Origin of the sequence: Commensalibacter melissae, assembly GCF_003691365.1 — a bacterium.
Lineage (GTDB): Bacteria > Pseudomonadota > Alphaproteobacteria > Acetobacterales > Acetobacteraceae > Commensalibacter > Commensalibacter melissae.
Genome location: NZ_CP033087.1, coordinates 688531 through 704209, shown reverse-complemented (window position 1 = coordinate 704209; position 15679 = coordinate 688531). Strand labels below are relative to the sequence as shown.

The following is a 15679-nucleotide window of genomic DNA, read 5'->3' as shown; positions in this document are numbered from 1 at the left end:
TATTTTCTTTTATAAAAATTAAAGGAACTCTTCAAAAGAAAAATACATTAAAATAAAAAAACGCCAAAAATTTGGTAAATTATTTTAAATTTTTCTTTATGAATAAATCTTGTCGTTACACATATTTTCAGATAACAATTATAAAGCCCGTGATTATTACTTTTATATTACAATACTTAGAAAACTGTATTTTATTTTTTGTTAAAATTATGAATTTTGTTATTTATGTTATCCAAAATTAAGAATATTATTCTTCAGTCAAATAATAAAAAAATTAAAGATAGGTCACGTATAGGTTTCAATTCATTATTTGACAATAATGAAAATGCAGTTAATACCTATAATCCTAAATTTTTGAAAAAAATTAGGGCAATACTCAGAATCTTCACCATTTTGGGATGGACTGGAATGGCTATTCCAGTACAATCAATCTTTGTCAAACTCCCTGGAAAATTAAAAACCAATTTTGCAAGGTATTATTGGTATATTGTGGGAAAATTACTGGGGCTACGCCTTCATACCTTCGGCAAGATTATTGCCCTGGACTCAAAAAAAGGACAGGATCGTCCAATCTTATACATTGCCAATCATTGTTCATGGCTGGATATCGTCACTATAGGCGGATTATTGCCTGGATGTTTTGTTGCAAAAAAGGAGGTCGGAACCTGGCCTCTTATCAGTATTTTATGTAAACTTGGCCGCGTTTCCTTTGTCAGCAGGCAACGACACTCAACAGCTAAAGAACAAATTGAACTACAATCAAGATTAAGAAACAATGATAGCCTAATCTTATTTCCAGAAGGCACCTCTTCTGATGGATCGCATTTATACCCTTTTATGTCCTCTTTTTTTGCATTGGCAAAACCCCATGGTAAGAACACCACAACTTATAAAATACCCATTATTCAACCAATCTCAATTACATATGATCGTTTGGACATGTTACCTGTCAACAGGTTCACCCGACCCATTTACTGCTGGTATGGTGATATGGAATTGGCACCACATTTATGGAATCTCAGTCAATATTCCGATATGCATGCATCCGTTATTTTTCATGATCCTTTATATCCAGAAAATTTCAAGACCCGTAAACATCTTGCGCAGGAAACCTGGGATATTATTGCCAAGGGTACTGTTGCATTAAGATCAAATCATTCTAAAGATGAAATAAAGAAAATAATTTAATATTTTTTATCTGATAAAATATGAATTACGATTTATCATACCTGTATTAAATTATATAAATGTTAATGAACGAATTCAATTTTTTCTTGCAACATTTCTGGATATACAAAATATTAATTCATATTTAAATAATAAAAACCTTTTACTTATCTTCAATTTGAATATTAATTTTCATATATTAATGAATAAATAGCTTGTATCTATTCCTGTCTTTTTATAAAAAATGTATTTTATTGTAATTCAAAAATACCCTAATACCAAGGCCAAATCCTGATATGGTTCAACGAGACTTTACTTTGACAAATACAAATTTAGATAATGAAACATCACGGCGATATCTGCATATAATCACATGGGGATGTCAAATGAATGTTTATGACAGCAACCGAATGGTCGATTTGCTGCGTCCATTAGGATACAAAGTAACGGATAAAGCTGAACAGGCGGATGTTCTCATTCTTAACACTTGCCATATACGCGATAAAGCCACTGAAAAGGTTTTTTCAGAACTAGGACGTTTGAAACAGATAAAGGAATATCGCAATCAGCTGGGGAACCCCACCCTTATAGCAGTGGCTGGATGTGTAGCTCAGGCTGAGGGAAATATCATTCTTCAGAGGGCTCCCTATGTTGATATCGTGTTAGGCCCTCAAACTTATCACCGTCTTCCAAAAATGATTTTGGAAGTGGCCCGGCAATCGGGGAGTATAATCGAAACCGATTTTCCTGTTGAAAGCAAATTTGATTTTTTGCCCATACCTCAGGAAAATACAGGTTACAGTGCTTTCTTAACAATTCAAGAGGGATGTGACAAATTTTGTTCATTCTGTGTTGTTCCCTATACACGTGGTGCCGAAGTCAGTCGTCCTGTACAGACAATTCTTGATGAAGCTACTCATCTTTGCAGTATTGGCGTAAAGGAAATCACTTTACTTGGTCAAAACGTCAATGCCTATCATGGAGAGGGTCCTGACGGAAACATTTGGAATCTGGCTCGTCTTGCAGAAAAACTTTCAACATTACCAGAATTAAGCCGTATTCGTTACACGACTTCCCATCCAAGGGATATGGATGACAGCCTTATCAACGCACATCGTGATTTACCTGCATTAATGCCATTTCTGCATTTGCCGGTTCAGTCTGGATCAGACCGTATTCTCAAGGCCATGAACCGTGGGCATACAGCTGATGAATACCGTAAGATTATTGATAAATTGCGCAAGGCACGTCCTGATATTGCTTTATCTTCAGACTTTATTGTCGGTCATCCTGGTGAAAACCTGAAAGATTTTGAAGATACCATGCAGCTTGTCCGTGACGTTCAGTTTTCACAAACTTTTTCCTTTAAATATTCCCCCCGACCCGGAACGGCTGCCGCTATTTCCATGCATCAGGTTAGGGAAGAAGAAAAAGATGCTCGTCTTCAGGCCTTACAGGCTTTGTTAAGAGAACAGCAAGATCAATTTAACCAGAATACGGTCGGACGTACCATTCCCATCCTTTTTGTTGGTAAAGGTCGAAAACAAGGTCAGATAACGGGAAAATCCCCCTATTTGCAAGCGGTTCACATTCAGGGTGATACATCGCTAATCGGTCGGGAATGTCAAGTTAGAATTGATAAATCTTTGACAAATTCGCTTTCAGGAACATTAGTTTAAAAAGGAACCATTTTGAATAATAAAGTTTCCCTACAGATTTATCCCATTCTTTTATCAGAAGAAGTAAAAAACGAATCTTTTTTAAAAACAACCCTGCAATTTCCTGACAATTTATTACTGGCTCAAATGTTGGGAGATCATGACCGCTATTTGGTTCAAATTGAAAACGAACTTCAGGTCACTATGGGTTGTCGGGGAAACTATCTGGTCATTGAAGGGGATATCCAACAGGTTGAACTTACCAAAACAGTAGTAAGCAATCTGTATCAACATATATATACTCATAATGAAATTAACTCTACCATCGTTAATAATTTCATACGCATGGCCTATAACGGACTCTTATCCATTCTTTATCCATCAAAACAAAATGAACCTCCTGAATCCATGGAACTCAAACAACCAGAATCAATTCCAACAATTTCTGTACGTAAAGGTACCATTTCACCTCGCACAACGGGACAGGCAAACTATTTGAAAATGCTGGCAAGAAATGAAATGGTTTTCGGAATTGGTCCTGCTGGAACAGGAAAAACATTTCTTGCTGTAGCCCAGGCAGTTTCCATGCTTTTATCTGGTCAGATTGATCGTATTATTCTATCTCGTCCCGCTGTAGAGGCTGGCGAGCGATTGGGGTTTCTTCCTGGAGATATGAAAGACAAAATTGACCCATATCTTCGTCCCCTTTACGATGCTCTATACGCCATGATGCCAGGAGATCAAGTTGTCAAAAGACTGACCAGCGGGGAAATTGAAGTGGCTCCTCTTGCCTTTATGCGAGGCAGAACACTTGAACATGCCTATATCATACTTGATGAAGCCCAAAATACCACTCCTGCTCAGATGAAAATGTTTTTGACACGGTTAGGGGCTGGTTCACGAATGGTCATAACCGGCGATCTTAGCCAAATTGATCTGCCACCCATGATCAAATCAGGATTAAAGGATGCAGTTGATACATTACAGGGTGTTTCCGGTATTGAAATTCTTCGTTTCAAGGCGGAAGATGTTGTCAGACATCCTCTTGTTAATCGTATTGTAAGGGCTTATGACAAACAGTCAGCAAAATTAAAAATATCTTCCGAGAATAAATCCTAGAAAGAAATTTCCTGATGACGTTCCTCTTCCGGCAATATCGATATCAAATTCTTGATTTTCTTTTTAGTGAAGTAGTAATTATACAAGACAAGAGGTGGTATAAACTGATTCCTGATCTTAAGGAATTGATATACCGTATTTATACCCTGCATCCTTTTGCTGAACAAACCACGCTTTGTTTTGCCAATGACCAGAAAATACAAAAATTGAATTGCCAATTCAGGAATAAAAATAAGCCTACAAATGTTCTTACTTTTGAGCATCCAGATCCCCAATCCTATGGAGGGGACATTATTCTTGCCTTGGAAACCATTCAAAAAGAATCCCGTCGAGCTCGAAAACCAATGCGCCATCATTTGACACACCTTATTTTTCACGGCTTATTGCATTTAGAGGGATATGACCACCTTAAATGTAATGAAACAAAAATCATGGAAATGAAGGAATCCTATTTTTTAGGTAAAATCGGGATCCCGAATCCTTGGAAAAATTCGTTTTTTGGGAGTATATAGCCATGTTTCGTGCGCCAGGTAATAATGCGCCGAATAATACCGCATCAGAACAGTCACAATCAAATACAAAGCCAAACCGTTACAAATCTTTTTTTAAACGTTGGTTCCATCAAAGACATCAGCACAATTTGCGACAATCAATTGTCAACCTTGTAGATGACAGAAACAATCATTTACCTACAATTCCCGATGACAACAAGGAGGAATTCAATCCGCATGAGCGATTACTGATCTCCAATATATTGAGATTGAAAGATAAAACGGCTGATGATGTAATGATACCAAGGGCTGATATATTTGCCATTGATGATTCAATCAGTTTCAAGCAGGCACTGGAAATTATGCAGCATGAAAATCATTCCCGAGTTCCTGTCTATCATCAGGAATTAGACAATATCCAGGGGATGTTGCACGTTAAGGATCTTATTTCCTATATTGGACACAGTGAAGATTTCGATTTTGGTACAGTCATTCGACAGCCCCTTTTTATCGCACCTCAAATACCAGTTCTTGATCTCCTACTACAAATGCGTGTACACCGGATTCATTTGGGGCTGGTAATTGATGAGCATGGTAGCATTGATGGATTGATAACGATTGAAGATCTGGTGGAAACAATCGTGGGCGATATTGCTGACGAACATGATGAACCTGAGGCCAACATGATTATCGAACGGGGAAACAATACGCTGGATGTGGATGCAAGAGCACATCTTGAAGATCTTGAGGAAAAAATTGGATCATTCTTGACCGAAGAAGAAAAAAATTCAGATATGGATACGTTGGGTGGACTTGTTTTCCATCTGGCTGAACATATTCCGACCAAGGGAGAGGTATTAACTCACCCATCTGGATTGATATTCAGGGTTCTGGAGGCTGACCCGCGACATATACGTCGTCTGCGAATGCATATCCCTCAGAACTGGTCTTTACCCGCATCCAACGATTCAGACACCCTATCAGAAACCAATTCAAACAATATATAACCCTGATTATCAAACAGGGTTCATATCACTCTATAATTTTATAGCTTTCCTTTTAATCCGTTCATCAACTTCTTGTTCCCAAGGAGGATTGGCTCCACGCCGTTCACAAATCATTGCCGCAGCAACCGATGCATATTTTAAGGCTTTGGTAATTTCAGCAGGCGTGATAGTCTTAATTTTGTCAAGTGTCAAAAATCCATTTTTTTGTAAATAGGTCAGGGTTGCCGCCATAAAGGTATCCCCTGCCCCGATTGAATCCACTACATTATCAATATAATCAGGTGGAACCTCAATGACTTCATGACCTGGCAAATAACAAAGAACACCCTGGCTTCCACGTGTAATGATAACAATGGAGGTACCCTGATTGATCCAATGTTTGGCAGCATCATCAACTCTGGTGTCAGGCAATAAGAATTCCAGATCAGATTTGGATAATTTAATAATATCCGCCATGGCTGTCAGACGTGCCATACGTGCTCTATAAACAGCTGGATGATGTGTATTGCTGGGTCGACAATTTGGATCAATTGATAAAATTCTTTTTCCTTTTTCCATTCTGAACATCTGCTCACAAGATTCAGAAATAGGAGGTTCAATCAGAGAAGTAGAACCAATGTGGATCAAATTGACATCGTCGGAAAATCCGGGTGATTGTGAACGGACCCATAATCTCGATACAGTATTTTCATCATAAAAGGCATAGGCGGGTTCTTCATTGCCCAATTCAACAAAGGCAAGGGTTGTTTGTTGGTTTCCCCTGGCAACATATCTTACATCAACGTTGGATGTTTCGAGAAATTCCATCAATTTCTCACCCCAAAAATCAGTGGAAATTCCTCCCATAAATCCGACAGCGCCACCAAGACGACCTATTGCAACAGATATATTTGCACAAGATCCGCCCGGGGCTGGACAATAGCAATCTGCACCATCTTTTGTTTTATCGGGAATGAAGTCAATTAAAACATCACCACAAACAATAATCATCCAAATCTCCTTTTTGAAAATACTGCATATTTTGATGAATCACCAAGATGTTACCAACATTATATTAGGGAATACAAATTAAAAAACCAGTATTAATATTTTAAAAAATAGAAATCGAGACACAAATAACAATCCCAATTTATTTAAAAATTCATTTTTAAATAAATTATATTGGAAATAATATTACTCTTTACACCTTATTCATTTCAATCATTCCAAGATTGATATCACCAACAACCCTACGAACATAAGGAAAATATATGCCTGTTTGGCTTATTACAGCATTGATGCTTGTCTGCTCAAATTTGTTCATGACCTATGCATGGTATGGTCATTTAAAAACATTATCCGGCAAACCCTGGTATATAGCTGCATTAATCAGCTGGGGCATCGCTCTTGGAGAATATCTTATCCAGGTTCCTGCCAACAGGATTGGGTTTACAAAACTATCCCTTGGTGAGTTAAAGATCATGCAGGAAGCAATAACTCTTTCCGTATTTATCCCTTTCAGCATATTTTTCATGCATCAGTCTTTTAAGCTTGATTATTTATGGGCCGGTTTATGCGTTATGGGTGCTGTATACTTTATATTTCGTAGTGGTTGAGAATTTTTTTAACTTGCTTTCCAGAACTGTATGGTTTTTCTTTGTTATAAAAATTATAAATGAGAAATAATTAATAATTTTACCAATCCTTTGGATTATTATCTAAATTGTAATTTCTCTCATACTTGAACTTATTTTACTGGAAATAATATCATGTCCATAACACGACGCTCCTTACTAGCCTCAGTTTTGCCTGTTTTGACTATTATGGCGACCAAAATTCCCACTCATGCGGAAATACCTAAAAATTTTTCAACTCCTCGTACACTCGGGAATTCCAATGCAAAAGTTCATGTTGAAGAATGGTTTTCGCTAACCTGTGTGCATTGTGGACGTTTTGCACATGATATACTTCCCCAAATACAAAAAAAATATATTGATACTGGAAAAGTTTTCTACATTTTTAAAGATTTTCCCCTAGATAAAGTAGCTCTAAAAGCCGCGATTGTGGCACGCTCCCTACCAGTAGATCAATATAAACCGTTTATTACAGCCCTCCTGAGTAATCTTGATCAATGGGCTTTCAATGAAAATGCTGATCCCTTGCAAGAATTGCAAAAATATTCAATTTTAGCTGGTATGTCCAAAGAGCGTTTTCAGCAGGTAACTCATGATGACGCAATTCAAAAAATAATATTGGAAGAAAGCAATTACGCTGAAAAACATTTCAAAATAGACAGTACACCAACCTTTATCTTCAACGGTAAAAAGGTTGTCGGTGAATTAACGCTTGATAAATTTGATCAGGAAGTTAATGATGCGTTGACAAGAACTGTACCTTCATAATTTCATTACCAACAAACTTATATGCCAATATATTTTACCCATTTAAAAATTTCTGGTTTTAAAAGTTTCGCAAATACGACTTCACTTGATATTTTACCCGGATTAACTGGTATAGTTGGTCCCAATGGATGTGGTAAATCAAATATTGTAGAGGCTATTCGCTGGGTTATGGGGGAAAGTTCCGCCCGTTCCCTGCGGGGTACAGGAATGGATGATGTCATATTTGCAGGAACTGCACGACGTGCAGCCTTTAACATTGGCGAAGTTGCAATAACTCTTGAAAATATTAAAAACCAAACCGAAAACGGGTTTGATGAGGTTATTCCAAACTGTTTTCATAACCAAAATCAAATTGAGATTTCCCGCCAAATTGAACGGGAAGGAGGCAGTCAATATCGCCTTAATGGAAAAATACAACGCGCCAGAGACATTCAAACCCTATTTGCTGATCTTGGATCAGGTCCACGTTCAACAGCAATTATAAGTCAAAATCGCATAGCACAACTTATTTCCGCCTCACCAGAGGAAAGAAGACAGGTTCTAGAAGAGGCTGCAGGGATATCTGGGTTATATAACCGTCGACGAGAGGCAGAGCTGAAATTAAAAGCAACTGAAGAAAATCTAGACAGATTAAATGACCTGAAAGAGCAGCTTACAAATCAAACCCAAACACTTAAAGAACAATCTGTACAAGCCACTAGATACCGTGAGATATCTACAGCTGTACGCGATAAAGAAACCAATTTGCAGATACTTTATTACCAACGGGCGCAAAAACAGCTTCTTGATCTTAAAATGCAAATTTCAATTATTCTAAGTAGAATTGGGGAAAAAGAAAATTGTATTCTGGATTTGCACAACAATCTGAAAGCTATGGAAAAAGAATCTGCTACCCTGCATCAACAGGAAATTCAGGCGCGCGTTCATTGTGATCATCAGCGCCAGCAGATTTCTAGACTTGAAAATGAATTAAATCAGAAAACACAAGAAATAAAACAATTGAATGACCGGCTGAGAGAAAACAAAACCCAATTGATAGACATACAGTCTCATCTTGAAAATAATCAATCCGATCAGGAAAATATTCTAATCAAAATCAACACAATTAATGAAAAACTTGACTATCATCCAACAAAAATTCTCCAGATTGAACAGGAGGTTAAAACCCTAGAAGAAAAAAATGCTATCCTGCTTGATTTAATCCATGAAGATGAAAAAAAACTGTCTGCATCTATAAATAAAAATCATGAGATAACGCAATATTTTAATCAGGTGAATGATGAAAAAACCAAATTTCAATCCGAATATGAACAGCTTTTATCCGAACAAAAAAGTTGTCTTGAAAAACTTCCTTCAGCTGAAAAACTGCAAAAAAAACGAGAGCAACTAAATATTCTCGAAAAAAAACTAGAGGAGATTGAAGCAAACCGAAAAATTCTTCAGAAAACCATTCAGTCCAAGGAATTTGAAAAGGAAAAACAAACTTATCATGCCCAACAGGTAGAAAAAAATTATAATGATCTCAATCAAACAATAAGACAAATCAAATCACAAGAAAAGCGATTAAATGATAATTATCAAAATGTTATAAATCAGATCACTCAACTGCAAAGTCAGTCTTTAGCAACAGAAGAACAACAGCAATTTCAGGAAAAGTTGTTCAACACACAAATTACTCTTGAAAAAAGTAAAAAAGAAATTGATTTGGCACTCGAGGATCACCAAGCAGCCATAAAAAAACGCCTTGAACAAGAAAATTCTTATAATCAAGCAGTACAGATCCATGATCAAAACAAAAAGAATCTTGACATAATCCATACCAACTTGCAACAGGCACAGAAATCATTCGAGAATTTAACCAAACAACAGGAATATCTGGCCAAACAGCTAATTGCTCCTGAACATCTTCAGGAAAAACAAACACAATATGAAAATATTAATTTACAATTAAAAAAACAGCATCAATTAATTGAACAAATTGAAAATGACCTAAAGAAAAATACAGAAGCTTTGGAAAAACAGTCTTCCATTGTTCAACAACATGAAAGTGAAATTCGTAATTTAGAAGCAAGACAGCAAGGATTGGCACAAATCCTTAAACAAACATCAGAGGAAAACATCAATACTGAATTACCAGCCGTTCTTGATCCTTTATCAATACCTCAGAAATGGATAAAAACTATAGCTGCAATTTTTGACGACACTATTGATGCACCAACTGGTCTTGATGCATCCCGGGGCTGGGTTACCCTAAGTAATATCAAGACAACATTAACAGGTGCATTGCCAACCCTGCTTGATGTTATTTCCCCGCCGCCACCCTTACAAAGAGCATTTCAGCAAATTGGAATTGTAAATTCAGTTGAAGAAGGGAATAAACTTTTTCCCCATCTTTTACCAGGGCAAATGCTGGCTACTCAACAAGGGGATATCTGGCGCTGGGATGGTTATTACCAAACACATGCCATTCAAAACAAATCTGCACAACGATTGGTTCAAAAACACCTTCTGCAAAATATCGAAGAGGATTTAAAACGTCATTTACAAAAATCACCACAGATAGAAAAGTTGTATGAACAATTAAAAAATACACAAATACAATTTAAAAATAAATTATTGCAAATCAAAAGCGAATATAGGGATATTGAAAAACGGGCACAAATAATTACTCAGGATTTTTACGCTTTGCAAAATGAAGCCAGAATGACTGAGACGCAATTTAATGCCATTGAACCTGCTGTCCAACAGGCTCAAAACGAACTTAAAACAAAAAAATTATATTTTGAACAAGCACAAAAAAAGACTCAGATACCCTTGCCAGATAAAGAGAAAATTTATCAATATTTACGTATAGAAAGAGAAAAAGAACAGATTGTTAAGCAAAAAAAAGAGGATATCAATAGATATGAACATCAATATTCTTTAGTCAAGGAACAATATCAACAACACTTGAATCAAAATGCACAAAACAAAATCCAGATTGAATCTCTACAGGAAAAACTTGCACATCTTGAAATAGAGATTGATAGAAATAGGGAAAATTTAAATAATTTGGAAAGACAACTTAATCAAGCAGAAAATCCAAAAGAAATGTTTCAATCTGTTCATGTTATTGAAGATACGATCAATACGCTTAGCAAAAAGTTAGATAATGAAAATGAATTTTTTCTAAAAACGGAAACTGAATTAAATCAGGCTCAGCTTTCTTATCAATCTCTTAAGGAAATTACTATTCAGCAGCAAAGCCGACTGGATGCCCTGACTCCACGATGTCAGAAACTTGAAAACGATCTAAAAGAAATTTCTATTCTTTTTCATCAAGCGGAATATAATCTTAATCATCGCATTAATTGTGAAGAAATGGAAAATAAATTAAAAAAACTGAAAGAGGACTATGGAATTAATGAAACAGAAAAAGAAAAAAAACGGCTTGACTATCATTTAATTCTTCAAGAAAAAGATAATCTGGACTTTCAAAAAAAATCCCTTGCTCAGCAATTGGACAAATGGCAAGAACATTTCAGAGAAAGACAAAACGAAAAAGAGCAAATTCTTAAAAAAATACTGAATCTTGAAAATCAACTTAAAGATATAGATAAACTACCTGAGATCTTAAAATCCAAACTTAATGAATTTAAAAATGCAGAACGGCAATCTGTTGCAAATTATCAAGAATTGCAAAAAAGAAATATAGAATATGATCAAGCAAAAAAAAATGCCGAACAGAATTTACAAAATATAAAGCTGGAAAAAAATAAAATTCAAGAACAACTTATAAAAGCCGAAACCAAAAAAGAACAAGCCGAGATTGTATTTGCTCAACTTGATAGCGACATTACCGACGAAATCAAAAACCTGTCAAACGAGAGAAATGATCATGATCTGGATGATCAGGCAGAAAAAAAATTAAAAAATTCAATTGCATCATTAAAGGCACAGCGGGAAGCACTTGGAGCTGTCAATTTGCGGGCAGACTTCGAATATCAGGAAAAACTGACAGAACTTAACCATCTTGAAAACGAATTCAATGAATTAACCACAGCAATCCAACAGTTACGTGAGTCTATCTGTAAACTTAATAAACAGGGAAGAAGCAAATTAAACGCTATTTTTAAGGAAGTGGATCATCATTTTCAGGAATTATTTAGCCGTATGTTTAATGGCGGACAAGCTTATCTTAAGCTTTTACCTCATGAAGATCCATTACAATCCGGTTTGGAAATTTATGCTCAACCTCCAGGAAAAAATCTTTCAACGCTCTCTTTACTTTCTGGTGGTGAGCAAGCGTTGACAACCTTATCGCTTGTATTTGCTGTCAGCCGATGTAATCCTGTTCCAATTTGTATTCTTGATGAAGTTGATGCCCCTCTAGATGATCCCAATGTTGAACGTTTCTGTAAATTGTTGTCTGACATGTCACATGCAGGGACACGTTTTTTAGTTGTAACCCATCATCAACTTACCATGAGTCACATGCAACGCCTCTATGGTGTCACGATGCAGGAACGCGGCATAAGCCAACTGATTTCAATTGATCTTGAAGATGCTGTTAAAATTCAACAAAATAAACAACATGAACAACTGGAACTTTATTAGTTTGTCAAAATGTAAATTGTACCCTGGACAAAACCAGATTACTTATGCGTCCAGTTGAATTATAGTAATTATTTCTAGACCGTGTCGCCATTACATGATTATAATCAAGTGATATCCGCATATGTGACGAGGGATACCAATTCAACCCTGTTGCAAATATATTTTGTTTTCCTCCTTGAACCCCAAGATAATGACCGTTTTCATTCATACGATATTTATAATGATTAAGGTTCATGTTACTCCATCGGATTGACCATTCCAAAGCTCCCCACTCTCCCGCGACAGGATTGAAAAAGCTCCCGACAGGGGGAGTGAAAACAGCTTTACTTTCATCATAGGATCTTGGTTGTCCAAACAGGACATAATTGACGCTAATATACCAGCCAGAAAAATGCAAATTGGGCCTATTGCCTGACTTTTCCGCAACCCGTTGCAAAAACATGGAGTAATATTCAGACTGTATCAGAAAACGATTCAATCTTACCGCAAATTCAGGTCCTATTGCCCATATATTATTTACACCCTGAACAGTTCCTGTTCGCAAATAAGGACGGCCCAACCAAACTTGCCCCTCCTGTCCCGTACTTAATGAATATTTTCGGCTATCACCATGTGTCACAAAAGTTGTTGATAAACCCAAATGCATATCATAATGATTGATAGCTAAAGGTCTTACCGCCGCTCTTACAATACCGCCAAGTTCATTTCTTTGAAAATCCTGATAGGTTCCTCCCAACCTTTGCCCGGTAACTGAAGCGCTAAGATAATACCGTTTATTCCAGTGAGTCATCATCAAGGCAAGACGAGCATCTGATCCTGTTAAATTTCTAACCAGATCAACAATCATTGGACGTTCAACCAGAATAAATCCATTTGAGCTTTCAGTATCCAGCATAGTTATGGGAGGTTGTAACAGACCGATAGCGATAATGGTGTTTTCAAATCCGACATATTTTAAATAGGCCTCATAAATGGAATTATTAACCAATGCTGGGCGCCCTGCATCCGGTGTTATGTTAATGATGAAATCATCATAGCGGATAGCAACATTAAATCGCCCCCTACGCAAAAATGCCTGTGAACCATCCATTCTGGATCCATTGCGTTTATTATCCGGACCTATAATCCCACCAATATCAAACTGTATACTTGCCCCAAGAGAGATACTGAATCGACGATCACTGGAGACCAGAGTTGGACGTCCCTTGGGAAAATTCAAATTGAAATGACCTATTTGATAAGAAATATCCCTATAAATATCAATGTTTAGAATTTTGTCAGCATTCCACATTGTACAATCCTGTTTATGATCCAAACATAGATAGATGGATTGTTTGTTCCTGGAATTAGGCAACGCAGAAATCAATGAATTAGAAATACATTCTGTTTGAGCATAGGCAAAAGAAATAGTAGCTTTTAAAACAATAATATTAAATGAACATGACAAAATAGGTCTTATATTCCTATATAAGGCCTCTACACTATTTATTCGATTTTTTTGAATCATGAAGGATCCTACTGTATTAACAGCTTTAAACTGAAGAAAGATTAAACAGAGCAGTTCTGTTTATAAATTTTGTCTCATTTCAGTAATGAATAATCATTCAAATCCTTTTAAATTTGTATATTCTCAAAAACAGCTTAAAGCCTTACCTCTAAAAATCAAGCCCTTGGGAGAATTAAATTTCTAAAAATTAAATTCGATACGAGAAATGAGAATATTACTTTTACGACCAGCACTATTATAATAATTATTTCTTGAACGAGTGGCAAAAACATAATTATATTCAAGCGAAAATCGCATCTGATCAGCTGGATACCAATTGAAACCTGTTGCGATAACGTGCTGTTTTCCACCATGTATATTTTTTGGTTTGCCGTTATCCCAATCGTATCGATGGCTGTTTAAATTCATGGTGCTCCAGCGTGCTGTCCATTCCAGTGCTCCCCAATCCCCTACCACTGGATTAAAAAGCGTATTTTTTGGTGCGGAAAAATAGGCACGTTCGGAAAAATATTGTCTTGGTTGACCGAACAAGACATAATTTGTACTGACATACCATCCAGCAAACTTTAAATTTGATCGGCGTGAATTATTTTCCGAATTTCTTTGCAAATCAATTGAGTAATATTCTGACTGAATAATAAAACGGTTGAATCTAAAGGCGAATTCAGGACCTATTGCCCAAACATTGTTTACCCCGTTAATTTTTCCGGTACGAATATAGGGACGCCCCGGCCAGATAAAGGCCTCTGGCAGTGCATTCATGGAATATCTCCGATTATCTCCATGAAATGCGACCGTTCCACTCACTCCCATATGCAAATCATAATTTTGAGATCCTATTGGATGGATGACAGCACGAATAATTCCCCCTTTTTGATTCTTTTGAAAATCCTGATAAAATTTACCAAAACGCTGTCCGGTAACTGAAGCGCCAATATAATAATTTTTTCCCCAATGAGAGGCTGTAAATCCTATTCTGGCATTCGCACCAGCTATATTTCTTACAAGATCAATGATCATGGGGCGTTCTACCAGGGTAAATCCTGCAGATGTTTCAGATCCCAGCAAAGTGACTGATGGTTGTATCAAACCAATGGATAAATCTGTATGATGAAACCCGGTATAATTAAGATTAATCTCATGAAATGAATCATTAACCAATGCACCACGTCCAACATCAGGAGCAACAATAATTTTAAAGTTATCATAGGCAATTGTTATGATAAATCTTGCACGCCTCAATACAGCCTGTGACCCACCCATATCGGGTTGATTATGTTTTTTATCGGATCCTATGAAACCACCAATATCATATTGAATGGACGTTCCAATTGATAGACTGAAATGATTATCTATTGATTTTAATAAAAATTTACCTTTGGGAAAGCTGATTTTAAAATCACCCATGTCATAAATTATATTTTTATATGGATCCAAATAAGTGATTTGATTTGTTTGGAATAAAAAATCATCATTGGCTTTCGCGGCTGAAACCCAATTCAATAAAAAACATAAAGATATTGAATAAATCCCAAATTTTGAAAAAGCCATAGAAGTTTTATAAGATTTTCGCATTTTACAATTTCCATGGATTTTCTTTAATTAAAGACCTGTTTAATCTTTAAAAGAATTTTCAATTAATTTTTCAAAGATTAATGTATCCAGTATTGATTATATATACAATATTTTTGTTATATATATTTATTTACGTTAAAATAAAGTATTTTACTATTTATAAAAATAATTTTTCTTG

Annotated in this window: 11 protein-coding genes; 8 read left to right on the top strand and 3 right to left on the bottom strand. The window is 36.2% G+C overall.

What is annotated here, in order from left to right; all coding sequences use genetic code 11:
* Positions 1-408 precede the first annotated feature (408 nt).
* From D9V35_RS03235 to D9V35_RS03215, 5 genes are all read left to right on the top strand, one after another.
* Complete coding sequence (locus D9V35_RS03235) at positions 409-1188, top strand: lysophospholipid acyltransferase family protein (protein WP_162988557.1); 780 nt, start codon at positions 409-411, stop codon at positions 1186-1188.
* 275 nt (positions 1189-1463) lie between these two features.
* On the top strand, positions 1464-2846 hold the full coding sequence (gene miaB, locus D9V35_RS03230; protein ID WP_122123348.1) for a tRNA (N6-isopentenyl adenosine(37)-C2)-methylthiotransferase MiaB: 1383 nt from the start codon (positions 1464-1466) through the stop codon (positions 2844-2846).
* Positions 2847-2858: 12 nt separating this feature from the next.
* Positions 2859-3944, top strand: a complete 1086-nt coding sequence (locus tag D9V35_RS03225; protein ID WP_408869336.1) for a PhoH family protein — start codon at positions 2859-2861, stop codon at positions 3942-3944.
* A 14-nt stretch (positions 3945-3958) separates the two neighbouring features.
* On the top strand, positions 3959-4456 hold the full coding sequence (ybeY, locus tag D9V35_RS03220; RefSeq protein WP_122123347.1) for an rRNA maturation RNase YbeY: 498 nt from the start codon (positions 3959-3961) through the stop codon (positions 4454-4456).
* A gap of 2 nt (positions 4457-4458) precedes the next feature.
* Entirely contained in the window at positions 4459-5442 is a 984-nt protein-coding gene (locus tag D9V35_RS03215) for a hemolysin family protein (protein ID WP_122123346.1), read from the top strand.
* 30 nt (positions 5443-5472) lie between these two features.
* On the opposite strand, the gene D9V35_RS03210 is transcribed toward D9V35_RS03215, so the two are convergent.
* Positions 5473-6432: a carbohydrate kinase family protein gene (locus D9V35_RS03210; protein ID WP_122123345.1), complete on the bottom strand. Its 960-nt coding sequence runs from the start codon at positions 6430-6432 to the stop codon at positions 5473-5475.
* A gap of 260 nt (positions 6433-6692) precedes the next feature.
* Between D9V35_RS03210 and D9V35_RS03205 the strand changes: the two genes are divergently transcribed.
* The 3 genes from D9V35_RS03205 to D9V35_RS03195 all read left to right on the top strand — a co-directional run bounded on the left by D9V35_RS03205 (position 6693) and on the right by D9V35_RS03195 (position 12419).
* Complete coding sequence (locus tag D9V35_RS03205) at positions 6693-7037, top strand: DMT family protein (protein WP_110438778.1); 345 nt, start codon at positions 6693-6695, stop codon at positions 7035-7037.
* Positions 7038-7190: 153 nt separating this feature from the next.
* Positions 7191-7823: a thioredoxin domain-containing protein gene (locus tag D9V35_RS03200; protein ID WP_122123344.1), complete on the top strand. Its 633-nt coding sequence runs from the start codon at positions 7191-7193 to the stop codon at positions 7821-7823.
* A 21-nt stretch (positions 7824-7844) separates the two neighbouring features.
* Positions 7845-12419: an AAA family ATPase gene (locus tag D9V35_RS03195; RefSeq protein ID WP_122123343.1), complete on the top strand. Its 4575-nt coding sequence runs from the start codon at positions 7845-7847 to the stop codon at positions 12417-12419.
* A gap of 4 nt (positions 12420-12423) precedes the next feature.
* On the opposite strand, the gene D9V35_RS03190 is transcribed toward D9V35_RS03195, so the two are convergent.
* Both D9V35_RS03190 and D9V35_RS03185 read right to left on the bottom strand, forming a co-directional pair.
* The gene (locus D9V35_RS03190) at positions 12424-13926 is read right to left on the bottom strand and encodes an OprO/OprP family phosphate-selective porin (protein WP_122123342.1); all 1503 of its coding nucleotides are present in this window, start codon (positions 13924-13926) and stop codon (positions 12424-12426) included.
* Between the two features lie 180 nt (positions 13927-14106).
* The gene (locus D9V35_RS03185; RefSeq protein ID WP_122123341.1) at positions 14107-15501 is read right to left on the bottom strand and encodes an OprO/OprP family phosphate-selective porin; all 1395 of its coding nucleotides are present in this window, start codon (positions 15499-15501) and stop codon (positions 14107-14109) included.
* Positions 15502-15679: the final 178 nt, after the last annotated feature.